25 protein-coding genes are annotated in these 25,382 nt (G+C 66.2%); 21 read left to right on the top strand and 4 right to left on the bottom strand.

All coding sequences use genetic code 11. From position 1 onward, the window contains the following. The 6 genes from QOD90_RS10495 to QOD90_RS10470 all read left to right on the top strand — a co-directional run. A partial coding sequence (locus QOD90_RS10495) for an acyl-CoA dehydrogenase family protein (RefSeq protein WP_526349326.1) occupies positions 1-464 on the top strand: 464 nt, incomplete at its 5' end. Continuing rightward, the gene (locus tag QOD90_RS10490) at positions 461-1,450 is read left to right on the top strand and encodes an LLM class F420-dependent oxidoreductase (RefSeq protein ID WP_526349324.1); all 990 of its coding nucleotides are present in this window, start codon (positions 461-463) and stop codon (positions 1,448-1,450) included. The genes QOD90_RS10495 and QOD90_RS10490, both read left to right, overlap by 4 nt. Before the next feature lie 3 nt (positions 1,451-1,453). After that, on the top strand, positions 1,454-2,470 hold the full coding sequence (locus tag QOD90_RS10485; RefSeq protein ID WP_526349322.1) for an NADP-dependent oxidoreductase: 1,017 nt from the start codon (positions 1,454-1,456) through the stop codon (positions 2,468-2,470). 397 nt (positions 2,471-2,867) lie between these two features. Continuing rightward, on the top strand, positions 2,868-3,134 hold the full coding sequence (locus tag QOD90_RS10480) for an acyl carrier protein (RefSeq protein ID WP_526349320.1): 267 nt from the start codon (positions 2,868-2,870) through the stop codon (positions 3,132-3,134). A 462-nt stretch (positions 3,135-3,596) separates the two neighbouring features. Then, positions 3,597-4,877, top strand: coding sequence for a fatty acid desaturase family protein (locus QOD90_RS10475; RefSeq protein WP_526349334.1), 1,281 nt, complete (start codon positions 3,597-3,599; stop codon positions 4,875-4,877). A 54-nt stretch (positions 4,878-4,931) separates the two neighbouring features. Continuing rightward, a complete protein-coding gene (locus QOD90_RS10470; RefSeq protein WP_526349318.1) occupies positions 4,932-6,449 on the top strand; it encodes an adenylate/guanylate cyclase domain-containing protein in 1,518 nt (505 codons plus the stop codon). On the opposite strand, the gene QOD90_RS10465 is transcribed toward QOD90_RS10470, so the two are convergent. Genes QOD90_RS10465 through QOD90_RS10455 form a run of 3 tightly spaced genes read right to left on the bottom strand, consistent with a single transcriptional unit; the run spans position 6,433 to position 10,293 of the window. Beyond that, positions 6,433-8,505: an FUSC family protein gene (locus tag QOD90_RS10465; protein WP_526349316.1), complete on the bottom strand. Its 2,073-nt coding sequence runs from the start codon at positions 8,503-8,505 to the stop codon at positions 6,433-6,435. The two genes, QOD90_RS10470 and QOD90_RS10465, sit on opposite strands and share 17 nt — an antisense overlap. Before the next feature lie 16 nt (positions 8,506-8,521). Then, the gene (locus QOD90_RS10460; RefSeq protein ID WP_526349314.1) at positions 8,522-9,217 is read right to left on the bottom strand and encodes a helix-turn-helix domain-containing protein; all 696 of its coding nucleotides are present in this window, start codon (positions 9,215-9,217) and stop codon (positions 8,522-8,524) included. Next, entirely contained in the window at positions 9,208-10,293 is a 1,086-nt protein-coding gene (locus QOD90_RS10455) for a substrate-binding domain-containing protein (protein WP_526349312.1), read from the bottom strand. The genes QOD90_RS10460 and QOD90_RS10455 overlap by 10 nt, the downstream gene beginning before the upstream one ends. Before the next feature lie 214 nt (positions 10,294-10,507). Between QOD90_RS10455 and QOD90_RS10450 the strand changes: the two genes are divergently transcribed. The 14 genes from QOD90_RS10450 (at position 10,508) to QOD90_RS10385 (ending at position 23,435) form a co-directional block, all read left to right on the top strand. After that, entirely contained in the window at positions 10,508-11,557 is a 1,050-nt protein-coding gene (locus QOD90_RS10450) for an autoinducer 2 ABC transporter substrate-binding protein (RefSeq protein ID WP_526349310.1), read from the top strand. A 4-nt stretch (positions 11,558-11,561) separates the two neighbouring features. Beyond that, positions 11,562-13,058: a sugar ABC transporter ATP-binding protein gene (locus QOD90_RS10445; RefSeq protein ID WP_526349308.1), complete on the top strand. Its 1,497-nt coding sequence runs from the start codon at positions 11,562-11,564 to the stop codon at positions 13,056-13,058. Beyond that, positions 13,055-14,077, top strand: a complete 1,023-nt coding sequence (locus tag QOD90_RS10440; RefSeq protein WP_526349306.1) for an ABC transporter permease — start codon at positions 13,055-13,057, stop codon at positions 14,075-14,077. The genes QOD90_RS10445 and QOD90_RS10440 overlap by 4 nt, the downstream gene beginning before the upstream one ends. Further along, on the top strand, positions 14,074-15,156 hold the full coding sequence (locus tag QOD90_RS10435) for an ABC transporter permease (RefSeq protein WP_526349304.1): 1,083 nt from the start codon (positions 14,074-14,076) through the stop codon (positions 15,154-15,156). Before QOD90_RS10440 ends, QOD90_RS10435 begins: the two co-directional genes overlap by 4 nt. Before the next feature lie 26 nt (positions 15,157-15,182). Beyond that, positions 15,183-15,950 (top strand): SDR family NAD(P)-dependent oxidoreductase, encoded by a 768-nt coding sequence (locus tag QOD90_RS10430; RefSeq protein WP_526349302.1) that lies wholly within the window; start codon positions 15,183-15,185, stop codon positions 15,948-15,950. Between the two features lie 136 nt (positions 15,951-16,086). Beyond that, positions 16,087-16,848 carry an SDR family oxidoreductase gene (locus tag QOD90_RS10425; protein ID WP_526349300.1) on the top strand — a complete coding sequence of 254 codons (762 nt, stop codon included), beginning with the start codon at positions 16,087-16,089 and terminating at the stop codon, positions 16,846-16,848. 113 nt (positions 16,849-16,961) lie between these two features. Continuing rightward, on the top strand, positions 16,962-19,733 hold the full coding sequence (locus QOD90_RS10420; protein ID WP_526349298.1) for a helix-turn-helix transcriptional regulator: 2,772 nt from the start codon (positions 16,962-16,964) through the stop codon (positions 19,731-19,733). Between the two features lie 155 nt (positions 19,734-19,888). Then, positions 19,889-20,158 (top strand): NAD-dependent epimerase/dehydratase family protein, encoded by a 270-nt coding sequence (locus QOD90_RS10415; RefSeq protein WP_526349296.1) that lies wholly within the window; start codon positions 19,889-19,891, stop codon positions 20,156-20,158. Positions 20,159-20,192: 34 nt separating this feature from the next. Continuing rightward, entirely contained in the window at positions 20,193-20,801 is a 609-nt protein-coding gene (locus QOD90_RS10410) for a sigma-70 family RNA polymerase sigma factor (protein WP_526349332.1), read from the top strand. Between the two features lie 16 nt (positions 20,802-20,817). Further along, the gene (locus QOD90_RS10405) at positions 20,818-21,540 is read left to right on the top strand and encodes an SDR family NAD(P)-dependent oxidoreductase (protein ID WP_526349294.1); all 723 of its coding nucleotides are present in this window, start codon (positions 20,818-20,820) and stop codon (positions 21,538-21,540) included. Positions 21,541-21,566: 26 nt separating this feature from the next. Continuing rightward, positions 21,567-21,995 carry a cupin domain-containing protein gene (locus QOD90_RS10400; RefSeq protein WP_526349292.1) on the top strand — a complete coding sequence of 143 codons (429 nt, stop codon included), beginning with the start codon at positions 21,567-21,569 and terminating at the stop codon, positions 21,993-21,995. Positions 21,996-22,080: 85 nt separating this feature from the next. Beyond that, complete coding sequence (locus QOD90_RS10395) at positions 22,081-22,572, top strand: MarR family winged helix-turn-helix transcriptional regulator (protein WP_526349290.1); 492 nt, start codon at positions 22,081-22,083, stop codon at positions 22,570-22,572. Between the two features lie 23 nt (positions 22,573-22,595). Further along, positions 22,596-23,012: a DUF5313 family protein gene (locus QOD90_RS10390; protein ID WP_526349288.1), complete on the top strand. Its 417-nt coding sequence runs from the start codon at positions 22,596-22,598 to the stop codon at positions 23,010-23,012. Between the two features lie 6 nt (positions 23,013-23,018). Beyond that, positions 23,019-23,435 carry a YkvA family protein gene (locus QOD90_RS10385; RefSeq protein ID WP_526349286.1) on the top strand — a complete coding sequence of 139 codons (417 nt, stop codon included), beginning with the start codon at positions 23,019-23,021 and terminating at the stop codon, positions 23,433-23,435. On the opposite strand, the gene QOD90_RS10380 is transcribed toward QOD90_RS10385, so the two are convergent. Then, a complete protein-coding gene (locus QOD90_RS10380) occupies positions 23,429-24,631 on the bottom strand; it encodes a cytochrome P450 (protein ID WP_526349330.1) in 1,203 nt (400 codons plus the stop codon). The two genes, QOD90_RS10385 and QOD90_RS10380, sit on opposite strands and share 7 nt — an antisense overlap. Positions 24,632-24,739: 108 nt before the next feature. Here QOD90_RS10380 and QOD90_RS10375 point away from each other — a divergent pair, with 108 nt between their 5' ends. Next, positions 24,740-25,360, top strand: a complete 621-nt coding sequence (locus tag QOD90_RS10375) for a TetR/AcrR family transcriptional regulator (protein WP_526349328.1) — start codon at positions 24,740-24,742, stop codon at positions 25,358-25,360. Positions 25,361-25,382: the final 22 nt, after the last annotated feature.

Below are 25,382 nucleotides of genomic sequence, written 5' to 3'. Positions count from 1 at the left end.
CGTTGTCGATCGCCGCGGCGGCGCTGGGCAATGCGCGCGGCGCGATCGACGACCTCGTCGAGCTGGCCTGCGACAAGAAGGGGCTCGGGTCGACCCGCACGCTCGCCGAGCGTCCCGCGACCCAGGTGGCCGTGGCCACCGCGGAGTCGGCGTTGAGCGCTGCGCGAGCGCTGTACTACCAGGCAATCGAGACTGCGTGGCAGGCCAGCCAAGACGGCGGCGTATCCGTCGAGGCGCGAAACCGCCTGCGCCTGGCGGCAACTCACGCGGTGCGGACCTCTGCCGACGTGGTCCGCGCCATGTACGACCTTGCAGGTGGCACCGCCATCTACGACAGCTCCCCACTGCAGCGACGTTTTCGCGACGCGTACACCGCCACCGCCCACTTCCAAGTCAACGAGGCTTCGCGCGAGCTGCCCGGCCGCATCCTGCTCGACCAGTCGGCCGACGTGGCGACGCTGTGACCGGAAGTATCGAAGTTGCGCTGCCGTTCTGGCTGGACCGGCCGGACGAGGAGGCGCTCGACGTCGCGCAGGCGGCCCGTGAAGCAGGGTTCGACACGCTGTGGATTGGCGAAATGGCCACCTTCGACGTCTTCGCATTGGCCACTGCCGTCGGGCACCGCGTGCCCGGCTTGCACATGAAGCTCGGACCACTGGCCCTCGGTGTCCGCAGCCCGGTAGCGCTGGCGCTGGGCCTTTCCTCGGTCGCTTCCCTCACCGGCAGAGACGTCGACATTGCGTTGGGCGCCTCCAGTCCGGCGATCGTGGCCGGCTGGCACGGCCGTCAGTGGGCGCAGCAGGCATCACGCATGCGCGAAACGATCGAGTGCCTGAGGTCGATCCTGGCCGGGACGCGGGTCGACTACACCGGACGCCACGTTCGCAGCCACGGCTTCCGGCTGCGAAAGCCGATGCCGGACAGCAGAATTGCGGTAGGCGCCTTCGGGCCCGCAATGACGCGGGTGGCGGCACAGCACGCTGATGAGGTCGTGCTCAATCTCGTTCCGCCCGCCAGGGTCGCCGACATCCGCGCGATCATCGACGCCGAGGCTGCCTCGGTCGGACGCATCCCGCCGCGCCTCACGGTCTGGGTTCCGGTCGCGGTCAACCCCGGGGATGCGGCACGCGTCCAGTTGGCTGCCCAGCTGGCCGTCTATCTGGCGCCCCCCGGATACGGCGAAATGTTCAGCGAGCTCGGCTTTCTCGACCTCGTCCAGCGCGCCCGCGCGGGTGCCCGCCGTGCCGAACTGGCCGCCGCGATCCCCGTCGAGCTGCTCGACCAGGTGTGCGTGCTGGGCTCGCCGGACCGTGTCGCCGCGCGGTTGCAGGCCTACCACGACGCAGGCGCTGACACTGTGGCAATCGTCCCAGCCACCGCCGAGGACCCCTGCGGCGCCGCCACGCTCAATGCGGTAGCGCTGCGACACAACACAAACCAGGAGATGTGAACAGTGACGCTCGTCAACACCCAATGCCGCCTGTCCGCCCGTCCGGTCGGGCTGCCCAAGTCGACCGATTGGACGTTCACCGAGGAGCCGGTGCCGAGTCCGGCCGACGGTGAGTTCCTCGTCCAAGTGCAGTACTTGTCGATCGATCCCGCGATGCGCACCTGGATGAACGCCGGCCGTTCATACGTTCCGCCCGTCGAGATCGGCGAGGTGATGCGTGCGGCCGGCATCGGACGCGTCGTCGAGTCGCGTCACGCGGACTTCGCGGTGGGCGAAGAGGTGTACGGCGTTTTCGGGGTTCAGCGCTACGCGGTCTCGGACGGGCGCGGCGTGACCCCGGTAGACATGAGCATCGCGCCCGCCGCAGTCCATCTCGGTGTCCTTGGCATCGGCGGCCTCACCGCCTACTTCGGGCTGCTCGACGTCGGCAGGCCTGAGCCGGGTCAGACGGTCCTCATCTCGGGTGCGGCCGGGTCGGTGGGCAGCATTGCGGGGCAGATCGCGCGGATCAAGGGTGGCCGGGCGATCGGCATCGCCGGCGGCGAGGAGAAGTGTCGCTGGCTCGTCGAGGAACTCGGGTTCGACGCCGCCATCGATTACAAGGCTGGCGATGTGCGCGCGCAACTGAAAGTCCACGCTCCCAACGGCGTCGACGTGTTCTTCGACAACGTCGGCGGCGAGGCGCTCGAGGCGGCGCTGGGGCGACTCGCTCGCGGCGGTCGCATCGTGTTGTGCGGCGCGGTATCGCAGTACAACGCCACCGCTACGGGGGGCGGACCGGCCAACTACATGCAGCTGCTCGTCGCGCGCGGGTCGATGACCGGCTTCGTGATCTTCGACTACGCCGACCGCTACGCCGAAGGCGTTGCCCAGCTGGCGAAGTGGCTGCGCAGCGGCGAGCTGCGCTCACGCGAGCACGTCGTGACCGGCGACGTCGGCAACTTCCCGGAGATCCTGCTCACGCTCTTCCGCGGGGAGAACACCGGCAAGCTTGTTCTCGCACTAGACGGCGACCGCTGACGATGCGTACCGGTCTAGGACCTCTTCGGCGATCTGAGGGCTCCGGGTCCTACGGGTGAGCCCGAAAATCCCTGCGGCCACGAATGGCACCGGGGCGAGTGTGACCAAACGACGCCCACCCCCCCAAGCTGTGTGCGCTCAGGATCATCGCCGCTCCCACGCCGACGCGCGCAGCCGCAACGACCCTAAGGCCGCGGTCGGCCTCCGAGATCTGCTCCGTGTCATGCGGCCAACCATAACCACGCGAACCACTTGGCTCCGCCACTTACCTGCAGGTCAGCGACACGGAACGAAGTCTGGTCGACGAACTTCCCAAAAAAGTGTCGCCTTGGTGCGTGCTGCGTCCTCCTACCCATGAGACCGCAGGACCCGCCCGTCAGGACCCAAGGAGCACGCAATGAACGTCGACCGCCGCACGATCCTCCGCTGGCTCACCGCACGCCTCGCCTCCTACCTGGAGGTTCCCGCGACGACGATCGACCTCATGGTTCCGCTCGCCGAGATGGGTGTGGATTCGGTGCACGCACTCAGCCTCGTCGGCGACGTCGAGGCGCACTTCGACATCGATGTCGACCCGACGATGATCTTCGACTACCCCACGCTCTCCCACATCGCCGAATACATCAGCACGACCGTGGGTGAGCAGCAAGAGGCAGTGGCGTAGGCACGCTTTGCAGCGCGCTGGCAGAGCGGTTTGAGAGAAGTTGTCGAAAACATGTCCAGCCGGCCCAAGGTGCGTTCTGCTTGCCATTAGCGCGGGACACCCCTAGCGGTGACCGCCGTGATGACTGTCGATCATGCCGGAGTCGCACGGGGGTAGGTGCCGTCATCGGTGCGACGCAGGCGACCGCACCGGCGACGAACAAGATCTTCCGCGCCGACCCGCAGAGTTGAGCCTGGCCATTCCGTCCTGCTGACCCGATCGGCGCGGAGTGTATCGGCTTGGTTCCGATGTCGCTACCGGTTGATACCGCGGTGACGCGCTGATTATGCAGCGCGCGGTGGGGATGGATACGGTGTGGCGTCCGCGGTGAAGAAGTCGCCGTGGTCCCGGACGGAGTCTCGCGTGCGCTTTCCCGTGTTCCCGGCATTGCCCCAGGTAGTTGGGGTGTGATTCACCGTTGCCATCTCGGAAGTAGCTGAGTACGCACACCTTAGCGACGCGGACGTCGAATCCCTCGGGCTTTCGCTCGACGCGATCCGTCGCGACGTCGAGACGTCACTGGGTGCCAAGGATCGTGCATACATCAAGCGCGTCATACGGTGCCAACGCGGCCTCGAAATTGTTTCCCGTCTGACGATATTCGGCAGCAAGAGCAAGACCGGATGGGCAATCGGAACCGTCGGACTGCTGGTGGCCAAGTGCGTCGAGAACATGGAACTGGGCCACAACATCATCCACGGCCAGTGGGACTGGATGAACGATCCGGAGATCCACTCCAACACCTGGGAGTGGGACATGGTGAGCCCGTCATCACAGTGGCGGTATGCCCACAACTACCGCCATCACGTTTTCGCCAACGTGATCGGAATGGACGACGACCTCGGCTTCGGCGTCATCCGCGTCAGCCGCGACCAGGAGTGGAAGCCGGGCTATCGGTGGGCTCCGTTGCGGGCCGTCGGGCTGTCGATCGCCTTCGAGTGGGGCATCGCGCTGCACAATCTGGCCGCAGAACAACGGGATCAGTCGACCGAGGAGGCGCGAGCCGAACTCAAGCGGGCAATGTTCCGCAAGATGGGCCGCCAGGCCGCCAAGGATTATCTCGTCTATCCGGCGCTCAGCGGACGTCGGTTCATCCGGACGTTCTTGGCGAACCTCTTCGCCGCCGGATTCCGCAACGGGTGGGCATACATCGTGATCGTCTGCGGGCATTTCGCCGACGGCGCCGAAAAGTTCACTCCCGAAGCGGTGGCGAGCGAGACGAAGGCGGAGTGGTACCTGCGGCAGATGCTGGGCACCGCCAACTTCAATGCCGGCCCCGCCATGAGGGTGATGAGCGGAAACCTCTGTTACCAAATCGAGCACCACCTGTTCCCCGACCTACCGAGCAACAGGCTCCCCGAGGTCTCGGCGCGCCGGCGGCCACTACTGGCCGAGTACGACCTGCCGTACACGACGGGTCCGTTGCTTCGCCAGTACTGGCACACGGTGCGCACGATCTGCAAGCTGTCCCTACCGGATCGCTTTCTCACCGCGTCCTCGGACGATGCACCGGAGACGGCGTCGGAGGAACGTTTCAGGACCGTGGCGCAGCAGGCCCGGGTAGTCCGCCCGCACGTCGTCGGCACTCAACGACGTGGGTTGGAGACGGCGATCACGGATCGGGCCTGCCGGCCGCCGCGACCACGTTGGGGTCGGTCCAAGTCCACGGTCGTCGCTGCACTCGTCGCGCTGCGCTTCCGGTAAACCCCAACACTCCAAGAGTCGCAGGTCAACGGCTGCGGACGCTTAGTCTCAGGCATGGACCGTATCTGGCAGTGGGCGTGGGATCGGTACGGAGCGCGTTATTCGTGGGCAATCTTCGCGGTCGCGTTCTTCGTGGTGGTGCCGTTCTACCTACTCTTGTCGTTCGTGGTCGTCGCCTTTGAGGGGTCCGACCGCTACGTCGAGGCGGCCGCCGTCACGGTTGTCGCGGCGCTGTTGCTGGCATACGTAAACGTCCTTCCTGGGCTGAGCCTGGCTCGTCCCGTGGAGCGTTGGGCCGCTGGGCTCGAGGTCGATCGCGGCAGGGCACTGGATGCCACCTACACCTACGCTCGGTCCACAGTGGTTCGCGTGGTGTGGGGCAACGCGATTGGGGCTGCGCTGCTAGCCGTCATCGTCGCTGAGATCGCCGGGGCGGCCGGGTCACGGCTGTTCCAGTACGCGATCCTGGGCGCAGCCTTCGGAATCGCCGTCCATCTGGATGCGGTACATAGCTTGGTGGAATCGGTCATGCGGCCGGCGCGGGTGGCCATTGTCGGTGATACGGCGATTGGCGACGCACTGCCCCGTGCTCGTCCGAGTTTCGCGGCATGGTCGAACGTGTCGATGCTCGCCACGGCGTTCACCTTCGCCGTAGCGGGCGCGATGCTGGCGTCGGTATTCGATTGGGCCAGTGAGGTGCCCGTGTTCGCTGTCGTGATCGGCTGTGCGTTGACCCTGTTCTTGGCGGTGCCGACGTCCGTCGGCCTGGCGTTCTCACCCTCGCTACGACCCATTCGCGATCTCGCCGAGGGAACCGAACGGGTGGCGGCCGGTGACTACAGCCAACGCCTGCCGGTGGTCCAGGACGATGACCTGGGTGCACTGGCTGCGTCGTTCAATCGCATGCAGGCGGGTTTGGCTGAGCGGCAACGACTTCAGACGGCATTCGGCACCTACGTCGACCCGGTTCTCGCAGCGCGGCTACTCGAGCAGGGCGATGACGTGTTCACCGGTGAGCGCCGCGAGGTCACGGTGATGTTCGTCGACATTCGAGACTTCACCCCGTTCGCCGAAGCCAATACCGCCGAGGACACCGTCGCACGACTCAACGCCCTGTTCGAGATCGTGGTGCCCGCGGTTGTGAACGCCGGTGGGCACGTCAACAAGTTCCTCGGCGACGGCTCATTGGCGGTCTTCGGCGCCCCCAACGACCTCGCCGATCACGCCGACGCTGCGGTGGCTGCGGCGGTGTTGATCGAGGGCCTGGTCGCCGAGCGATTCGACGGCGCACTCCGCATCGGCATCGGAATCAACACCGGGGCGGTGATTGCGGGCACCATCGGCGGGGGAGGCAAGCTGGAGTTCACCCTGATCGGTGACACCGTCAACGTCGCCGCCCGCGTCGAACAGCTCACCAAGACCACCGGCGACACCATCCTTCTCACCAACCACTGCGTTGACGCCTTGGCCGCTCGACCGTCCGGCCTCGTCGACCGCGGGTCTCACACTTTGAAGGGGAAGTCCGCCGCGTTGAAGGTCTTCGGACTCAATCCCATCAGACCCGGGCAGTGACCTCGACGAGCGCCCGATCGAGACCGTTCAGCGCTCGTAGCGCGCCCCGGACGGGGCCCGGCGGGATGTCGGAAGTGCCCGTCACGTCCAAGATCATTGTCTCCGTGGCCTTCTCCGGCGAGTCGACGGACAATCCGGCGACTGCCCGCTTCACCGCATCGATCGTGTCGCAGACGTGGGCGGCGGCGGCGCGCAGAGCGGCCGAGGTCGCCTCGGGGGGAGCGGTGTTGGGATCCGCGCGTGATGCGTTGACGCCGGCGCGGGCCAGTGCGTGCGCCGATCGGTTGCTCACCTGCAGTCCGCGCACCAGTCGCCGCACCCCGCGACGGCCCCGTGCCGCTGGTCCCATCTGCAGCGGCTTGCCCGCCGTGATGACGCCTTGGAGGGCGTTGTCGAGCCGACGCGTCTTGGCGACCAGGTCGGTCTCGCCGCCGGGTGCAATCACCGAGTCGATGCCTTCGTCGACGACGGCGATCATCTGGTCGAGGTAGTCATCCAATTTCTCGACGAGGGTGGCGCGGGTCCCAGTCGAGAAGATGAAGTACGCGGCGGCAATGCCGACCAGGCCGCCCGCGGCGGTTTCGGCGATCCGAAGCTCGAGGACGTGGACGCTGAAGTTGCCGAGCAATCCGTACAACATCGCCAGCAGCACGGTGACGAAGAACGTCAACCACGCGTACGCCACGGTGACCAGATAGAACGCGCAGAACACGCAGACCACCAGGAGCGCGATCTGAAGCGGCGGGTTGTGCCCAACCACGGCGGCCAGCAGCACGCCCGCCACGACGCCGGCCAGGGTGCCCACGATGCGGTGACCGGCACGGGTCAGGATCTCACCGCGCGTCGACACCCCGGTGAAGACGAGGAACGCGGTGAGCACGGCCCAGTACCAGCGATCGGGGGAGATCATTTCGCCAAGGATCGTGGCCGCGCTGGTCGCAACGGCCACTTGGACGGCGGCCTTCGTACTGGGATTCAGCCCGGGGTGTGCGTCCTCGGGAGCAGCCTCGGGTTCGGCATCGGCAGACTTGGCGGCGCCCAACGCATTCGTCGTGATGTGGTGAATTGCCAAGTGCGCCTGAATCGCTCGGTAGCCGACCATGGTCGCGATGCCTTCGGGCGTCGACAGGTCCGCGCGGTCTGCGGCGGCTGCGGCTCGCCTACGGGCAGCTCGGAGAGCGTCTTCGGATGGATGTTGTTGCAAGCAGATTCCGACGGCGGCGACCGCATCGTCGAGGCCGCCCGGCCATGGCTTGGCGGAGTCGAGTGACCACAGCAGGCTGCCCAGCTGCTCCATGGCGATCTGAGCGTCGAAGATTCGCAACGCGAGATCTTCGCTGGTGACGCTCAGCGATTGCGCGGCGTCATGACGGTCGAGCCAGTCGTCGATCATCAGCGCCGTCTCGCCAAGCCGGTTCAATCGTCGCCGCAGCACGGTCAGGTCGTAGTCACCGCGATTCGTCGCCACCTCCAATACCGAACTCGACGCTGCGCGTAGGGCCCGGACCAGACGACGGACCTCGACACGTGGACGGTCGGGGAATATCACCGTTCGGACGAACAGCGAGGCACCGATGCCGACGATGATCGCCGCGGCCAGCACCGGTATCTGACCCGGTGAGGCGCGCAGGAACAACGCGAAGAAGTACGAGATGAAGCCGACCATGCCGAGGGCGTTTCCGCGGGGACCGAATCGCCGGACCCACACGGCGCCGAAGAGCACCGCGATGAATCCGACGTCGGCGACCGCGCCGAACTGGGAGAGGACGGCGGCCAACGAGACGGCTCCGATGGCGGGGAAGAAGAGCAGCAGCGTGGTGATGACGCGACTGCGCTGCTGTCGATCCTTCACGGCCGCCGACGACTGCATGGCGACGATCGTGCCCAACATGGCGACCGTCACGGGCTGATCAGCGGCGCGGGTCAACGCCAGCAGCGCGACCATCGCCAATACGAGAGCCAGCGTCGTCGCCGCGGCATTCCGCAAGCGCAACCGGCCGGGATCGGAGTCGAGGAGGAATCGCGTGGTGGCTGCCCTCACCGCCGCCAGTTGCATACGTCGATTGTGCGCGTCAGTAGTCGTTGGCTGCGGCGTTCAGAGCGTGGGCGGCTCTGCGGGTCTTCGGTTCGGGCCAGCGGTCGGGCACGTGGAGGGTCAGCGCGTATCGAGTGCCCGCGACCGAGCAGGCCAGCTGCCGCCCCGTGTATGGGGAAAGCGATTCGTAGACCTTGCGTCGCCGCGCGTGCCGTAGCTTCAGGCAGCGCTGCACCTCGTCGTCGGTGAGACCGAGGTGAGCGGCGGCGGCGCGGACGGCGTCTGCCGCCTCGTCGATGGACATCGACGAGAGGATGGCTGCGGCTCCAGCGCACGCGGTCGCACTTGCGCGTTGACCCGGTCGTGGCGTCAGCGGCAACGGCAGTCTGCCGGGGTGTACGTCTACGAAGAGGACTTGGTCGCCGAAGAGCTGAACGAGCGAGATCGTGTGTCCGTCGAGGTCCGGCGTCGTGCAGGCGCGAAAAAGATTGTGCACCAGGGCATCAGGATCGGCAAGGTCGGACCAACGCATCCCCGCGTGGAGGCCGTTGGCAGCTCCGCGAGCGATGAAACCGACGTCTTCCAGGGTGCCGAGCAGATCGGCGATCGAACTCTTGGGCAGGCCAAGCATTCCGCTCAACGCGGCGGGTGTGCTGGCGGCTCCCGATGCGACGGCGTCGAGAACACGGACGCCGCGGTGCACGGCAGGCGTGCGCGAACCGACTATCCCCATGGTTCGTACTTCGCGGCGTTGTGTGCGTCGATCAAGCGCGGCGCGAGGTATCGCGAGGTACGAGCGACATGCGCGCCGCTGTGCAGGGCGATGCCGATGTCCATCGCCGCCCGCACCAGTGCGGCGGGATCCTGAGTGGCGGTGGCGATGATCGGTCCACCCCTACGTATTTCTTCGACGGCACCCTTGGCGCCGTCGACGCCGACGATCGGCATGGCGAGTTTTCGGCCCCGTAGAACGCGCGAGATGCCAATGGCGATCTGGTCGTTGGCCGCGAAGAAGCCGTCGATCTCGGAGTCCGCCGCAAGGATTTCCCTTGCGGCTCGTTGTCCCGACCGGGCGTCCAATTCGCCGTAACTGGTAGCAGCCACCGTCATCTGGTGATGCGGGCCGATCGCGGCGAGGAAGCCGGCAATCCGGTCGGAGTTGGCCGTGATCGGGATACCGCCGACCACGGCGACGCGGCCCCGCCCGCCAAGCGCGGTCGCCAGCGCTGACCCCGCCAGAAAACCCGCCTTGGTGTTGTCGGTCGCCACCACGGCGTCCGCACCACTGACGGCCGAGCCGATTGCCACCACCGGAATGCGCGCCGCTCGGGCACGGGCGCACGCCTCTTCGAGGCCGTCGGTAGCCACCGGCTCGATCAGAATCAAATCCAAACCGCCGCTGACCAATTCGAGGATCTGTCGGGACTGGTTCTCCCTGTCCTCCTTGGCGGTTCGCACGTGCAACCGCGCACCGAGCCGGTCGGCCTCTGCGTGTAGCGCCTCGATCTCGGCGACGAAGAAACTCTCGGCGACCGGGTAGCTGAAGCCGATGTCGTGGATCGGCCAGCTCTGCGCACGCGCCGTCGATGCCAGTTCGAAGACGCGCGAGCCAAGGGCGTAGGTGCCGTCGACGCCGCGGGCGAGGAGGCTTTCGTCGGCGAGGGCATGGCAGATGCCCATCACACTGCTCTTGGGAAAGCCCGTCAGCTCGGTGAGTTCGGCAAGCGTCATCGGGCGACCGGTGTTGCTGATCGATTGAAGGACGACGGCGGCGCGGGTCAGCGCGGGCACACGCGCCGGCTCCGCCATCGGCTCACCATAAACGATGTGCCACTGAGGAAGACCACAAATCATGGTGCAGCACAGGTTGTTCGACGCTGTTGACAAGCTCACGACGAGGTGCTTACTGTGTGTTTCATCACTCGACGCTGAGTTCGAAATATGAAATGGACGCGTCGGGTGCTCGCCTGCCCGGGTAGGTCTCGGGTGAGGTTCTCTCAGTCCCGGGCCGAAGGATGAGTCAATGCCGATTTCCCAGCGTGTCGTCGGAGCGATCAGCGTGGCGCTGGCCATGGCGATGATCACCGGCGGCTGCACGAAGAAGGACGAGGCCCCACCATCGACGTCGGGCGGCGCCAGTTCGTCGGCCGAAGCCGGCGGCAAGATCAAGGTCGCCTTCGTGCCGAAGCTCCAGGGCTCGCCGTACTTCGAGGCGATGGACACCGGAGCCAAGCAGGCAGCCGCTGATTTGGGCAACGTCGAGTGGCTGTACCAGGGGCCCACCTCTGCAGATGCCGCCGCACAGGCGCAGATCGTCCGGTCCTTCATCCAGCAAAAGGTCGACGTGCTCGTGGTCGCGCCCAACGATCCGGACTCGATGGCACCGCTGATGAAGCAGGCCCAGGACGCGGGCATCAAGGTGCTCACTGCCGACACCGACGCGCCCAACTCGGTGCGTGAGGCGTTCGTGAATCAGGCCACCGCCGAAGGCATCGGCAACAAGACCGCCGAGACGCTGATGACGGCGATGGGCGGAAAGGGCAAGTGGGCCATCGTGTCCTGCGGCGAAACCGCCGAGAACCTCAACTCCTGGATCGCCGCGGAGAAGGCCTACGTGTCGGCCAAGTACCCCGAAGCCGAGCTCGTCGACGTCGTGTACTCCGGAGAGGACCAGGCCAAGGGAACGCAAATGGCCACCGACCTGATGAGCGCACATCCCGATCTCAAGGGGCTGCTTGGGCAGTGCACCACCTCCGCCGTCGGCGTCGCTCAGGCGGTCAAGGACGCGGGCAAGATCGGCCAGGTCTACTCCGTCGGGATCGGCACCCCGAAGTCGATGGCGCCGTACCTGGCCGACGGTTCCTCGTCGGGCTCGATCCTGTGGAACGTGGCGAACCTCGGTTACCTGACGGCGTGGGCCGGTGAGCAGCTCGCCAGCGGCAAGACGTTCCAGGCGGACAACAAGGTCAATGACCAGATGACCGACGTGAAGTGGGACGAGGCCAGCAAGACCCTGGTGCTCGGTGAACCGCTTCTGATCACCACCGAGAACGTCGGCCAGTTCAACTACTGACCTCATGCCGCAAGAGCCGCGACTGACCCTCACCGGGGTGGTCAAGAGCTACGGCGCCGTCAAGGCCATCCGGCATGCCGACTTCGAGGTTCGAGCCGGGCAGGTCCATGCCTTGGTGGGTGAGAACGGCGCAGGCAAGTCCACGCTGATCAAGATCATCTCCGGCGCCACGATGCCCGATGCGGGCAGCGTCGCCTACGACGGTGAGCCGGTGACGATCGCCTCCACGGTCGACGCGATCGCACTTGGCATCGCCACGGTGTATCAAGAGCCGCAGCTGTTCGGCGAACTCACCGTCGCCGAGAACGTATTCATGGGCCGCGAGATGGTCACGCGGGGCCGGGTCGACTGGGCGGCGCAGAACGAGCGGGTGGTCGGTCTCCTTGAGACGCTTGGCCTTCCGGCCAAGTTGGCCACCGCCACCGTCGGAAGCCTTTCGGTCGCCACGGCGCAGCAGGTGTCGATCGCGAAGGCGCTGGCAGGCAAGTGTGGAATTCTCATTCTCGACGAGCCATCGGCCATCCTGACCGACGCCGAGATCGAGGTGTTGTTCGGCGTGATCCGCCGACTGGCCGATGACGGTGTAGCGGTCATCTACATCTCCCACCGACTCGACGAGGTCGTCAAGATCGCCGATCAGGTCACCGTCATGCGCGACGGCAGCACCATCGGTACCCATCCGGTCCAAGACATGACAGTGCGGCGCATCGCCGAACTCATGGTGGGAGAGGCGCTTTCGGAGCACACAGGTCCTCGAACGGCGCCGAAGGGTGAACCCGTCCTAGAACTGAGGTCACTCGCCCGCGCTGGGGCATTCGACGACGTGAGCCTGCAACTGCGCTCCGGTGAGATCCTCGGCCTGTACGGGCTGGTCGGTTCCGGCGTCGCCGAGATTGCCGAATGCATCTACGGATTGGCCAAGACGAGCGCAGGCGAGATCGTGATCGAGGGGCGTGCCGTCGCGCCGCGAACGCCCCGGCAGGCGGCTCAAGCCGGAATCGCGCTGTTGCCTGCCAATCGCAAGACCGAGGGGATGTTCTCCTTCCAATCGATCGCCTTCAACGTGTCGATCGGCCACCTCCAGCGCCTGTCTCTTGGCAAGGCCTTCGTCGACCGACGCCGGGAACGCGCAACGGTCAAAGACCTGATGAAGCGGCTGGCGGTGCGGGCGTCAGGCGAAAATCAAACGGTAGGAAGCCTTTCCGGCGGCAACGCACAGAAGGTCATGCTCGCCCGTCAACTGGTCGAGCGGCCAAAGCTGCTACTGCTCGCCGAGCCCACCCAGGGCGTGGACATCGGAGCAAAAGAGGAAATCCACCGCATCATCACCGATCTCGCCGACAACGGGACGGCCGTCCTCGTCGCCACCTCCGATCTTCAGGAGGCGCTGCGGATCGCCGACCGGCTCCTGGTCGTCCGCACCGGCACCATCGCAGCGGAATTCGGACCCGATGCCCGCCAGGTCGACGTCCTCGCCGCCGCCGCTGGAGATCGCTCGTGACAACGGCGATCGACCCCAATGCCACCCCGTCCGCGGCGCCCTTGACGACGCGCGGGCGGGTCCTGCCCTCGCCGATCACATCCGCTGAGATTGCCCTCGTCGCAGTACTCGTGGTGCTGTGGATCGCGTTGGCGTTCGCCACGCCGGCGTTCCTCAGTGCGGGTTCGATCATCCCGCTCCTCGTCGAGGTGGCGCCAGTGGCGTTGATCGGCATCGGCATGACGTTCGTGATCATCACCGGTGGCATCGACGTATCGGTCGGCGGTGCGATCATGGTGTGCTCGGTCATCACCGCCAAACTGATGCGAGATCACGCGCTGCCCGTGTGGTGGTGTCTGGTCGTGGCGGTCGGAACCGGCGCGGTCCTGGGTCTGGTCAACGGGGCGCTCATCGCCTACGGGCGCGTGCACGCGATCATCATCACCTTCGGCACCGCGAATCTCTTTCTCTTCGTGGGCCTTCAGATCTTCGCCTCCCAGCCGATCGCCGGAATGCCGAACACGCTGGCGTGGTTCGGCCGTGGCGTCGACGGCCGAACATTGGCGGTGCCACACAGTTTCGCGATCACCGTCCTCCTCGCCGCCATCGCCTGGTGGTACCTCCGGCACACCCCCGGCGGCCGCCACTTCTTCGGTGTGGGCGGCGATCCGGTCGCCGCGCGACTGGCTGGGATCAGGGTGCAGCGCCGCATCCTGATCGCCTACGTGATCACCGGTCTACTGGTCGGACTCGCTTCGGTCTTCACGTTGGCGAAGGGAACCTCCAACCTCGATCAGTCGGTGGGGTCGGGCCAAGAACTCGCCGTGATCGCCGCGGTGGTCATCGGCGGTACGTCGATCATGGGTGGCCGTGGATCCGTGCTCGGTACCGTCCTCGGTGCACTCCTGGTGCAGACGGTGAAATCGGGCGTCACGCAACTGGGTTGGCCGTCGCAGCTTTCCGACCTCTTCGTCGGGATCTTCATCGTCGTCGCGGTGGGCACGGACCTCGTCCGCCGTGGCTCCAGGAGGGACCGGTGACCGTCGATACGTCCGCGCCCGCCGCGGAGCAGCCGGCAACGCGGCGTCGGATGAACCGGATCGCCGAAGCCGTCCTGACACAGCGCATCGTGCTCCTCGGGGTCCTGATCGTCATCGTCGTCGCGTGGTTGACGTACCTGAGCGCCAACGGGTATCTGTCCGGTGACTACGACTTCGACTACATGTCGGCCACCCTCATCGATGCGGTGCCGTTGGCGCTCTTGGGGTTCGCCGAACTCGTCGTCATCGTGTCCGGCCGCGGCGGGATCGACCTGTCGGTCGGCGCCATGGTGTCGCTGGTCGGGATGATCTTCGGGTTCGCCTACGGCAAGTGGGGCTGGCCTCTGCTCGCTGCCGTCCTGCTGGCCGTGGTTACCGGCGCGCTACTCGGGGCGATCAACGGATTCCTGGTCGCCCGCATCGGTTTTCCCGCGCTCATCGCGACGTTGGCCACCTACTACGGGTACAAGTCCATCGCGCTGGTCATCAACGACCAGAAACCCATCAACAGCCCGCAGATTCAGGACCTGTACACGCTCACCGGTTCGGTCCGCGTCCCCATCATCGGCGACTACATTCCCGACGTGCCACTTGGCGTCTTCACCTTCCTGGCTCCCGTTCTGGTCGTCCTGTGGCTCGCGCTGGGTCGCGGCACCTTCGGCCGAAGGCTCTACGGCGTCGGGACGAACGACGTCGCGGCGCGGTGGGCCGGTGTCGACGTGCCTGGCACCCGGATGCGCGCCTACGTCGTCTCCGGGGTGCTGTCCGGTCTCGTCGCGGTGTACATCACCGCTGAATTCGCTTCCGCCCGACCGGACTCCGGCACCGCAGGCAATGGACTCGCACTGCCCGCTATCACCATCGCCGTGCTCGGTGGAGTCGCGATCACCGGCGGTATCGGACGTCTGGCCGGAGTCCTGCTCGCGACGCTCCTGATCGTGTGGCTCAACGCCGGCATCATCCTGTACTTCGAGGGCAACACCGGCACCCAGTTCCAGCTACTCGCGCTCGGCGTCGTCCTGATCCTGGCGGCCCTTCTCAACGGGCTGACGACCCGAAGATTCAGCGGCGGCGACTAGTTCAGCCCGGAAATGGAGCAGACCACATGACTGTCCTGGATGCCTTTGCACTTACCGGGAAGCGCGCGCTGGTGACCGGCGGCAACCGCGGTCTCGGGCTGGCCTTCGTGCGCGGGCTCGCCGAGGCGGGGGCCGACGTCGCCTTCGTCTCCCGAGATGCCGACCGCAACGCCGCCGCGGTGGCCTCGTTGGCAGCGGACGGCCTCGAGGTGCAAGCCTTCGACGTCGACATCACCGCCAAGGACGGGCCCGACGCCGCGATCGAAGGCGCCGTGGAGCGACTCGGGGGACTCGACGTCCTGCTGAACAACGCCGGCCTGGCCATACACAAACCCGCGCTTGAGATCAGCGACGACGAATGGGACCTCGTCTTCGACGTGAACACGCGCTCGCTATGGCGGTTGAGCCAGCGCGCGGGCGCGTACATGAAGGATCACGGCGGTGGCAACATCCTCAACGTCGGCTCGATCAGCTCCCTCATCGTGAACCGGCCGCAGTGGCAACCGTCCTACAACGCGTCGAAGGCCGCAGTGCATCAGCTGACGAAGTCGTTGGCCGCCGAGTGGGCCCCCTACGGCATCAGGGTCAACGCGATCGCCCCGGGATACGTCAAGACCGAGATGGCGCCCGTGGACAAGCCGGAGTTCCGCCAGCACTGGATCGAGGACGCACCGATGAAGCGGTACGCGTTACCCGAGGAGATCGCACCCACGGTGGTGTACATGGCCTCAGACGCATCGGCATTCATGACGGGTTCGGTCGTCGTCATCGACGGCGGATACACGATCTACTGACCTACTGGCGGGAGCAGTAGTGGGCAGGCGTCGTTTCCACGAAGCACTAGCCCCGTGCGGGTGGATGAATTTGGACCGCCCCATCCGTTCTTGCTCGTCGAGAAGGTTCAGCGCGCTCGACCGAGAAAGGCCAATCATGAGAATCGTCGTCATCGGAGGAACCGGACTGGTGGGTTCCAAGCTGTTGAACGCCGTGACCGAGCACGGTCACGAAGCGGTCGCAGCGGCTCCCTCCACCGGCGTCAACACGGTCACCGGCGAGGGGCTGGCAGACGTCCTGGTCGGTGCCGAGGTAGTAGTGGACGTGTCGAACTCACCGTCGTTCGAGGACGTCGCCGCCATGGAGTTCTTCCAGGCAGCGACCACCAACCTGCTCACTGCGGAGGCCGAAGCCGGTGTCGCACACCATGTGGCGTTGTCCGTCGTGGGAACCGATCAGCTGGCGCGCCAAAGCGGCTACTTCCTGGCGAAGCTGACGCAGGAGAAGCTCATCAACGCCGGTCCGATTCCGTACTCCATCGTGCACGCGACGCAGTTCTTCGAGTTCCTCAACACGATCGCCGACTCTGCAACGGTGGACGGAACGGTGCGGCTGCCATCGGCGCTGATCCAGCCGATGGCCTCGCTCGACGTGGCGTTGGCGGTCGCGAACGTCGCGATGAACGCCCCGGTGAACGGCATCACCGAAGTCGGCGGCCCGCAACAGTTTCGGTTGCCCGAACTCATCCGCACGGCACTCACCGCTCATGGCGACGCGCGCCAGGTCGTGGCCGATCCTGCCGCAAAATACTGGGGCGTCGACATCGAAGAGCGGACGCTGGTCCCGAGCGAGGACTCGATGCGCACCGGGACGCGTTTCGAGGACTGGATTCTCGAGACGGCTGCCAAGGCCGAGTAACACCGCGCGTCCTCGCGAGATAGGAGCGCAAGGACCGATTTTCCTCCGGGCGTGCGTCATCGCTACCATCGGCGAGACAAAGTTGGTCCACTCGGAACAGGCGCGGTGGTGTGATGTCGGGCCAAGACCTGCGCGGACGCGCCGGCGAGTGCGCGACCCTGCGGAGCGCGGTGTCGAGTGCCCGGTCGGCGACGAGCCAGGTGCTGATACTGCGTGGCGAGGCAGGGGTCGGCAAGTCGGCGTTGCTCGATTACGTCGCCAAGGAGGCCACTGGCTTCCGCCTCGCCCTGGTTTCCGGCGTCGAGTCCGACATGGAACTCGCCTTCGCGGGGCTTCAGCAACTGTGCGCCCCACTCATGGTTTACGTCGACCAACTCCCAGAGCCACAACGCGAGGCGCTGTCCGTGGCCTTCGGGCGAGGTGTCGGACCGACCCCGGACCGCTTCATGGTCGGATTGGCAGTCCTGAGCCTGATGGCGGCGGCCACCGACGACCAACCGCTGCTCTGCATCATCGACGATGCACAGTGGCTCGACCTGGTGTCGGTGCAGACTCTCGGATTCGTCGCGAGACGGCTGTTGGCGGAGCCGGTCGCGTTGATCTTCGCCGTCCGCGGCAACGGCGGCGAAGTGCTCGCTGGGTTGCCCGAACTGGTGGTGCCTGGCCTGTCCGACGCCGAGGCGCGGGAGTTGTTGGAATCGGTGATGCTGGGCGGCATCGATCCGCGGGTGCGCGATCGCATCGTGGCCGAGACGCGTGGTAACCCGCTGGCCCTGCTCGAGGTGCCACGAAACGTCGCGGTTGCCGAGCTTGCCGGCGGGTTCTTCAACGTCGGTGGACGCCATTCGGCTGGCCAGGTCGAGGACGGCTTCGTGCACCGGATTCAGTCGCTCCCGCCGCCGACGCAACGCTTGCTGCTCCTCGCGGCCGCGGAGCCGGTTGGCGATTCGGCGTTGTTTCTGCGCGCCGCAGCGCAACTCGGCGTTCCCGTCGACGCGCTCGCACCCGCCGAAGCCGACGGCGTCATCGAATTCGGTCCCCGCATGCGCTTTCGCCATCCGCTGATGCGCTCCGCCGCGTATCGCGCTGCCGACCTGACCGAACGCAGGGCGATCCACCGTGCGCTCGCCGACGCCACCGATCCGCAGGTCGACCCCGACCGTCGCGCGTGGCATGCGGCCAACGCCGCATCGGGTCCCGACGATGCGGTGGCCGCCGAGTTGGAGGCCTCGGCAGGCAGGGCACAGGGCAGAGGCGGCGCGGCGGCTGCGGCAGCATTTTTGGAGCGCGCCACCGTGCTCACGTTGGACCCTGCGTTGCGCACGTCGCGGGCCATCGCCGCCGCGCAGTCCAAACGAGACGTCGATGCACCCGCGGTGGCGTATGAACTTCTGGCGACTGCCGAGCTGGGACCGGTGTCGACGCTGCAACGGGCCCAGATCGCCCGCATGCGCGCGCAGATGGAGTTCGTGCGCAGCCGCGCGGGTGAGCCAGGTGCGCCCAGCGCCGGTGAGGCCGCGGGGCAACTTCTCAGTGCCGGAAGAAGACTCGACGGCTTAGACGACGCCCTGGCGAGGGAGACATATTTCGAGGCGCTCACCGCGGCCATGTACGCGGGTCGACTCGGCGAACCCGGCAGGTTGGCCGCGGTGGCCAAGGCAGGGCGCGACGCGGTCGGCCGCGTGCGGGAGCTGCAACGGCCGATCGACTTTCTCCTGAGCGGTATGACGAGCCGGATCATTGACGGCCCGGGTGCTGGGTTCGATCACCTGCGGTCCGCCCTGGAACTGTGGAATGTGCACGGCCAGAACGACGAATCAAAGGCCGTACAGTGGCCGTTCCCCATCGCGCAGGAATCCGCGGCGCACGAATTGTGGGACGACGCAGTCCTCCAGGAGATCGCCACTGACCTGGTGCGGCGCGCGCGAGAGACCGGCGCGCTGGCGGTGCTTCCACCGGCACTCGGCTATCTAGCCGGGGTGCACGTTTACAAGGGCGAATTCGGCTCGGCGGCAAGGCTCATCGAAGAGGCAAACGCGATCACCGCATCAACGGGTTATACGCCGGTGAAATACCACTCGTTGAACGTCGCTGCGTGGCAGGGTGACCCCGACGATGCCCTCGAGAAGATCACGGCGGCAGCTGCGGATGGAATCGCAAGGGGTGAGGGTCGACTCGTCGGAGTGACCAGATTTGCCTCCGCTGTCCTCTTCAATGGTCTCGGTCGCTACGAGGAGGCGTTGACGGCAGCCCGTGAGTGCTGTGAGTACGAGGATCTCGGGTTCTACGGCTGGTGCCTCTTCGAACTCATCGAAGCCGCAGCACATCTGGGCGACCGCGACGCCGCCGACTCCGCGCTCGCCCTCCTCGACGCGAGACCGGGTACCAGCGGAACGGACTGGGGGCTGGGAGTGGTGGCGGCCGCGCGAGGCCTACTCGCCACCGATGACCAGGCTGAAGCCTGTTTCGACGAGGCCATCGAACGCCTCGACCGCGCGCATGCAGGGCTGCACGGTGCGCGTGCCCGGCTGTCCTATGGGGAGTGGCTGCGGCGGGCGAATCGCCGACTCGATGCCCGTAAGCAGCTGAACACCGCGCACGAGATGTTCACCGGAATGGGCGCACGGGGCTTCGCCGAACGGACTCGGCGGGAGCTGGTCGCGACGGGGGAGAAGGTACGCAAGCAGGCCGTCAGCACCGGCGGCGAGCTGACGGCCCAAGAGGCGCAGATCGCGCGGTTGGCCGGCGACGGTCTGACGAACCAGGAGATCGGCGCGCAGCTGTTCATCAGCACGCACACCGTCGAATGGCACCTGCGCAAGGTGTTCGTCAAGCTCGGCATCACCTCCCGCAGGCAACTGCGCACGATTTCGTGGGCGAGCTAGGTTCGCTCGACCACTGACTTCCTCCGCCACCACGGACTACGAACCACGGACTACGAACTACCAAGGGCTCACTTTCCGTAGCCAACCTCCAATGTGATGTGAACAGCGCATTCGGGCTCTCAGCACGAAAGCAGTCACGAAACCGGAGGTTCATCATGAAGGTCGTCGTCATCGGGGGCACGGGCCTGATCGGCTCGAAGGTCGTTGCCAAGCTCGCCGAACACGGTCATCAGGCCATTGCCGCGTCGCCGTCATCCGGCGTCGACATCCTCACGGGCGAGGGCCTCACCGAGGTGCTCACCGGTGCCCAGGTCGTCGTCGACGTCGCCAACTCGCCGTCCTTCGACGACGTGCCGGCATGGGACTTCTTCACCACCCGCTTCGCGGATCGGCTCGTCGACAATGCGCCGGCTCCGGTCCGGTAACAGCCGAACGGAATCGAGGTACTCGATCATGCCGATGACTACGACGGCCAGGCCCATTGAGTCCGAGGCCGAGCTCGCCTCGCGTTTCGCCCGAGACGCCGCCCCGATGTTCGACGCCCTCGCGCGCCGCGCTCGCCAACTGACCAAGTGCGACGCCGACGCCGAGGATCTCCTGCAGGACACTCTGCTGCACGCCTTCAAGGGTTTCCGCTCGTTCACGCCGGGCACGAATCTCAAGGCGTGGCTCTTTCGCATTCTGTACAACCGGTGGGTCAGCACGCACCGCTACAAGGAGCGGCGCCCATCGGAGATCTCGGTCGACGAGGTCGGCGACAGGGAGCTGGTCGATGGCGTCACCCGACTGTCAGTGGGTCGCCGATCTGCCGAGGCGGAAGTGCTGGATGCGTTGCCGGACAACGAGATCAGGGCCGCGTTGGCGACGTTGCCGGAGGGCATCCGGACGGTGATGTACTACGCGGGCGTCGAGGGATATACCTATGCCGAGACGGCCGCGCTGATGAACATTCCGCTTGGCACGGTGATGTCGCGGGTGTCGCGGGGCAGGCAGCGGTTGCGTATCGCGCTGGCTCACCTCGACCACGGCAGGTCCACCTTCACGATGACCGAACAGCGCAGTGCATGAGAAAGGCGACCGAACGATGGAGTTGACCAACCAGACCGCCCTGGTCACCGGGGGCACCGCGGGCATCGGTCGGGCCTGTGCCCGGCTGCTGGCGGACGAAGGCGCGGCGGTGTTCATCACCGGACGGGACCTGGAGCGAGGAAGGGCTGCGGCCGCCGAAATCGGTTCGGGGGTACGGTATCTGCAAGCCGACATGTCCGACCTCGAGTCGGTCACGTCACTGGTGCGCCAAGTCGGAGCGGTCGACATCCTGGTGAACAACGCCGCCGGATTTCCCGCTGCACTGACCGTCGATCAGGAGATCGCCCCGTTCGAGCGGACCTTCGACACCAACGTCCGCGGGACGTACTTCCTGGTGGCCGGGCTGGTGCCGGGGATGCTCGGGCGCGGCCGTGGCTCGATCATCAACGTCACCAGCATGGTGGCCTCGAAGGGCGTGCCCGGTGCGTCCGTCTACAGCGCGTCGAAGGCCGCGGTGGAATCACTCACGCGATCCTGGGCTGCCGAATTCGGCTCCCGCGGAGTGCGAGTCAACAACGTGGCGCCTGGACCGACTGACACCGAAGGCGTGGTGGCGGAATGGGGTGACACCAACGACGAGCTGGGGCGCGCACTGCCGCTAGGTCGTACCGCACGTCCCGAGGAGATCGCGCAGGCGGTGCTGTTCCTCGCGTCGTCACGCTCGAGTTTCATCACTGGCTCCACGGTGCACGCCGACGGCGGCGGCACCGCGATATGAAAGTTGAACGGAGAGAGGAAAATTCGATGTCCAGGACATTTGACCCCGCATGGGCGAACGCCATGACCGTCCTTCAGGAGGTGCAGCCCCCTTTCATTCCCGAGAACGCCCACGCGATGACCGTGGAGATCACGTATCCGCCCGGCAGTGCTGGTGCGCCTCCGCATCGGCACCCGAGCGGACCGGCGTTCGGCTACATGCTGGAAGGCGAGATGCTCTTCGAACTCGAGGGTGAGCCGCCGAGGGTGATCAGGGCGGGCGAGACGTTCTGGGAACCCGGGGGTGACGTCATCCACTACTCGGATGGCAACAACCGCGACGACGTCAGGAGCCGCTTCACCGTCACGATGCTGTGCGTGCCGGACCAGCCGATGGTCGTACTCGTCGACGAACAGGAACTGGAGGCGCGCAAGCATCTCCGCGTCGCCGCCGAACCGAAATCGGCCACGGGCTGACGGTCCGAAGCGCCCCCCCGGCCGACTACCCGGGGCGATCGATGTCACATTGTTAGTGCCCTAACTATTAGCGTACGATTCAAATATGCCGTCCACGACCGCGCCAGAGATCGACCCCCTCGCCCTCGAGCGGCAGGTGTGTTTCGCGTTGGCCGTCACCAACCGCGCGGTTCTGGCGGTGTACCGCCCACTGCTGGAACCTCTTGGTCTCACCCATCCCCAGTACCTGGTGATGCTGGCGCTGTGGGATCACCAGAAAGCGCCCTCGGGCGGAAGCCCGGCGATGTCGGTCAAGCAGATCGCCACCGCACTGCAACTGGATTCGGCCACGCTGTCGCCGATGCTCAAACGCCTCGACGCGCTCGGCTTGATCACCCGGACCCGAAGCGCCGCCGACGAGCGCGCCACCGACGTCGAGCTGACCGCCAAGGGCGCCGCCCTTCGCGCCAGGGCCTTGGACATCCCGCCCGCGGTCGTCGCGCGACTCGGCGTCGACTTGGCCGAACTCGAGGAACTTCACCGAGTCCTGACGCGCATCAACGTCGCCGCGCTGGCGGCCGGCGCTCTCGACGTCTGAGCAACCGAACCCAAGGAGTCATGATGGCCACCGACCGGCCCACGCCACTGCAGTACGTCGCCTACTCCTACGGGCGCCGCCTGCCCGACTCGATGCGCAGTTGGGTGGCCGAGGATCTTGCGGGCGAGGGAGCGGTCCGCCGGCACGTGATCCGGATGGCCGTCCCGCCGCTGCTCGTACTCGCCCCGCTCTGGTTACTGCCTGCGTCGCTGTACGTGCACTTCGAGATGACGGCCCCGATCTACATCTGGGCGATCCTGATGTCGCTTGCGCTGAACAAGGTGTGGCGTCGCCACCGCTTGGGGCAGCACGGCCTCGATCCGAACCTGGTCGACGTGATCAGGCGCCGCAAGGACGCCCGCCTACACGAGGATTACATTCGGCGCTTCGGGCCGCGGCCCGCTTCTGGCAGATCGCAGTCGAACAGCAGTCCGTTCTAGGCGCTAGTGGGTTCCCACTGGTGGTCGATCGCGCTCGGCGTCCTCGGCGGACTGATCGTCGTGTGGCTGGTGCTGGTGGCCGCTCTGTGGTTCGCCAAGCCGGACGACGTGGGACTCCGCGACGTCGCCAGACTGTTGCCCGACCTCTTGCGGCTGCTGAAGCGTCTGGCCACCGATCCTGCTGCGCCGCGTGGCGTGAGGATTCGCGTCGCCGCCCTACTCGTCTACCTCGCGCTGCCCTTCGATCTCATTCCCGACTTCATTCCCGTGATCGGTTACGCAGACGACGCGGTGATCGTGGCCATCGTGCTGCGGTCGGTTGCGCGGGTGGCGGGCTCGGCGACGTTGGCCGAGCACTGGCCAGGTACGCCGGAGGGTCTCGGTGCACTTCTCCGGCTGTGTGGACTCAGCGGGCGTCAGTGAATGACGGCGGGCATGGTCTCCCACCCGCGGACCGTCGACGTCGTCGACATCGTGGCCCGCGACAGGTCGACGTCCCACTCCGGGAAGCGTGCGAGTACCTCCTCGATCGCCACCCGCCCCTCGAGACGGGCGAGCGCGGCGCCGAGACAGTAGTGCGCTCCGACGCCAAACGATATGTGCGACCGCGCATTCCGGTGGATGTCGAAGACGTCGCCGTCGGGTGGGAACTGCCGGTGGTCTCGGTTGGCCGCTCCGACGAGGAACATCATGACGCTGCCCTCGGGAACCACCTGGCCGTAGTACTCGACGTCGCTCGCGACGTACCTGCCGACGTGCGGGGCCGGCGCCTCCAGGCGCAGTAATTCTTCGATCGCGCCAGGGATGAGGGACGGGTCTGCCACGAGTTCGCGACGTTGGTCGGGATGCTCGGCCAAGACCTTTGCGGCCCAACCCAGCAGCCGGGTAGTGGTCTCGTTGCCCGCCGCGGCGACCACGCTGACGTACATCAGCAGCTCTTCGCGGGTGAGCCCACGAACGGTGCCGGTGTCATCGGTGAACTCGACGTTGAGCAGTTCGGTGACGATGTCGTCGCCGGGGTGGTCGACCCGCCAGTCCACGTAGTCGACGAAGATTTGGCCGTCGTCGAAACCCGATGACGCGATCTCCATGGGCTGCCCGGCCTCGGTCGTCATGTGTGCGTTCGAGCGGTCGCGAACGGCCTCCTGCGTCTCCTCGGGGATGCCGAGCAGGGTGCAGATCACCCGCATCGGCATGTCGGCGCCGAGGTCGCGGATGAAGTCGAATCCCGAGGAACCGACGAGCGGGTCCAGGCATCGGGCGCAGTACGCACGGATCATCGCCTCGAGCTCATTGATCTTGCGGGGAGTGAACATTCGCGACAGCAGCTTGCGGTGGACGTCGTGCAGTGGCGGGTCCTCCATCACGAGGAGGCCCGGCGGGATGGGCATGTTCGCCTTGATCAGCTCGAGGATGTTGCCGCGGCCGGACGTGAAGGTCTTGTTGTCGAGCAGACCCCTGTTCACGTCGTGATACCGGCTGACGGCCCAGAAGTCGTGTTGCTCGCTGTAGAAGAGCGGCAACTCTTCGCGAAGCCTGCGGAACATCGGATACGGGTCGGCGATCAGATCGACGTCGTACGGGTCGTAGAAGATCTCGTTCGTCGCTGCTGCCGTCATGTGCGCGTATTCCTCCTGCAGAGCCATACCTACGTTGCTGTAGAAAATATACATTGATGTATGCGAAGTGCAACGGATCGTCTGCCGCCGTGCGGCAAGATGACGGACGTGGTGGAGAAGTGGACTCGGGAGCGCCGGGCGGAGCGCACTCGAACGCTGCTGATCGATGCGGCGGAGGACGAGTTCGCCCGCAAGGGGTTCGATGCGGCAAGCCTCGAGGACATCGCCGACTCCGCCGGCTACACCCGCGGGGCCATCTACTCCCACTTCGGAGCCAAGGCCAAGGAAGACTTGTTCTTCGCCGTCAGCGACCGGTTCTGGCAGCGGTACTTCGACAACTTCAGTGAGCTGCGGTCGTTGTCGCTGCCGATGGGCGCGGAACTGGACCGGATCGCCGAGCGGTGGCGAGATCTCAGCCGGTCCGGCGGTGCCAAGCACGCCGCACTCGGACACGAGTTCATCCTCTACCTGTCGCGCAATCCCGCCGCGCGCGAACGGGTCGCGGCCAAGCGCCGGGAAGTGGTCGAAACGCTCACCCAGTTCATCGTCGAGGGCGTCGACAAGCTTGGCGCGACGTTGTCCATCCCGGCGGAAACGCTTGCCCAGTTGCTGATCTCGACGAGTGATGGCGTGATTCTCGCCAGCGAGATCGACGGCGTCGACCTCTATCGGCCGGTCCTCGAGATCTACGTCTCGGCGATCAGGATGCCGCCGTCGGGTAGCGCTTGAAACGGGGCTGGGCGGGGCATCC

This window comes from Mycobacterium sp. (assembly GCF_032161845.1).
Lineage (GTDB): Bacteria > Actinomycetota > Actinomycetes > Mycobacteriales > Mycobacteriaceae > Mycobacterium.
Note: the sequence above shows the minus strand (reverse complement) of the source record. Positions and strands in the feature narration are given on the sequence as shown.

Excerpts from the sequence above, each read along its gene's own strand:
- QOD90_RS10480 (WP_526349320.1), top strand. The coding sequence starts at position 2,868 with ATGAACGTCGACCGCCGCACGATCCTCCGCTGGCTCACCGCACGCCTC.
- QOD90_RS10455 (WP_526349312.1), bottom strand. The coding sequence starts at position 10,293 with ATGGCGGAGCCGGCGCGTGTGCCCGCGCTGACCCGCGCCGCCGTCGTC.
- QOD90_RS10445 (WP_526349308.1), top strand. The coding sequence starts at position 11,562 with ATGCCGCAAGAGCCGCGACTGACCCTCACCGGGGTGGTCAAGAGCTAC.
- QOD90_RS10405 (WP_526349294.1), top strand. The coding sequence starts at position 20,818 with ATGGAGTTGACCAACCAGACCGCCCTGGTCACCGGGGGCACCGCGGGC.
- QOD90_RS10460 (WP_526349314.1), bottom strand. The coding sequence starts at position 9,217 with ATGGGGATAGTCGGTTCGCGCACGCCTGCCGTGCACCGCGGCGTCCGT.
- QOD90_RS10470 (WP_526349318.1), top strand. The coding sequence starts at position 4,932 with ATGGACCGTATCTGGCAGTGGGCGTGGGATCGGTACGGAGCGCGTTAT.
- QOD90_RS10465 (WP_526349316.1), bottom strand. The coding sequence starts at position 8,505 with ATGCAACTGGCGGCGGTGAGGGCAGCCACCACGCGATTCCTCCTCGAC.
- QOD90_RS10420 (WP_526349298.1), top strand. The coding sequence starts at position 16,962 with ATGTCGGGCCAAGACCTGCGCGGACGCGCCGGCGAGTGCGCGACCCTG.
- QOD90_RS10380 (WP_526349330.1), bottom strand. The coding sequence starts at position 24,631 with ATGACGGCAGCAGCGACGAACGAGATCTTCTACGACCCGTACGACGTC.
- QOD90_RS10390 (WP_526349288.1), top strand. The coding sequence starts at position 22,596 with ATGGCCACCGACCGGCCCACGCCACTGCAGTACGTCGCCTACTCCTAC.
- QOD90_RS10425 (WP_526349300.1), top strand. The coding sequence starts at position 16,087 with ATGAGAATCGTCGTCATCGGAGGAACCGGACTGGTGGGTTCCAAGCTG.
- QOD90_RS10450 (WP_526349310.1), top strand. The coding sequence starts at position 10,508 with ATGCCGATTTCCCAGCGTGTCGTCGGAGCGATCAGCGTGGCGCTGGCC.
- QOD90_RS10395 (WP_526349290.1), top strand. The coding sequence starts at position 22,081 with ATGCCGTCCACGACCGCGCCAGAGATCGACCCCCTCGCCCTCGAGCGG.
- QOD90_RS10410 (WP_526349332.1), top strand. The coding sequence starts at position 20,193 with ATGACTACGACGGCCAGGCCCATTGAGTCCGAGGCCGAGCTCGCCTCG.
- QOD90_RS10400 (WP_526349292.1), top strand. The coding sequence starts at position 21,567 with ATGTCCAGGACATTTGACCCCGCATGGGCGAACGCCATGACCGTCCTT.
- QOD90_RS10415 (WP_526349296.1), top strand. The coding sequence starts at position 19,889 with ATGAAGGTCGTCGTCATCGGGGGCACGGGCCTGATCGGCTCGAAGGTC.
- QOD90_RS10430 (WP_526349302.1), top strand. The coding sequence starts at position 15,183 with ATGACTGTCCTGGATGCCTTTGCACTTACCGGGAAGCGCGCGCTGGTG.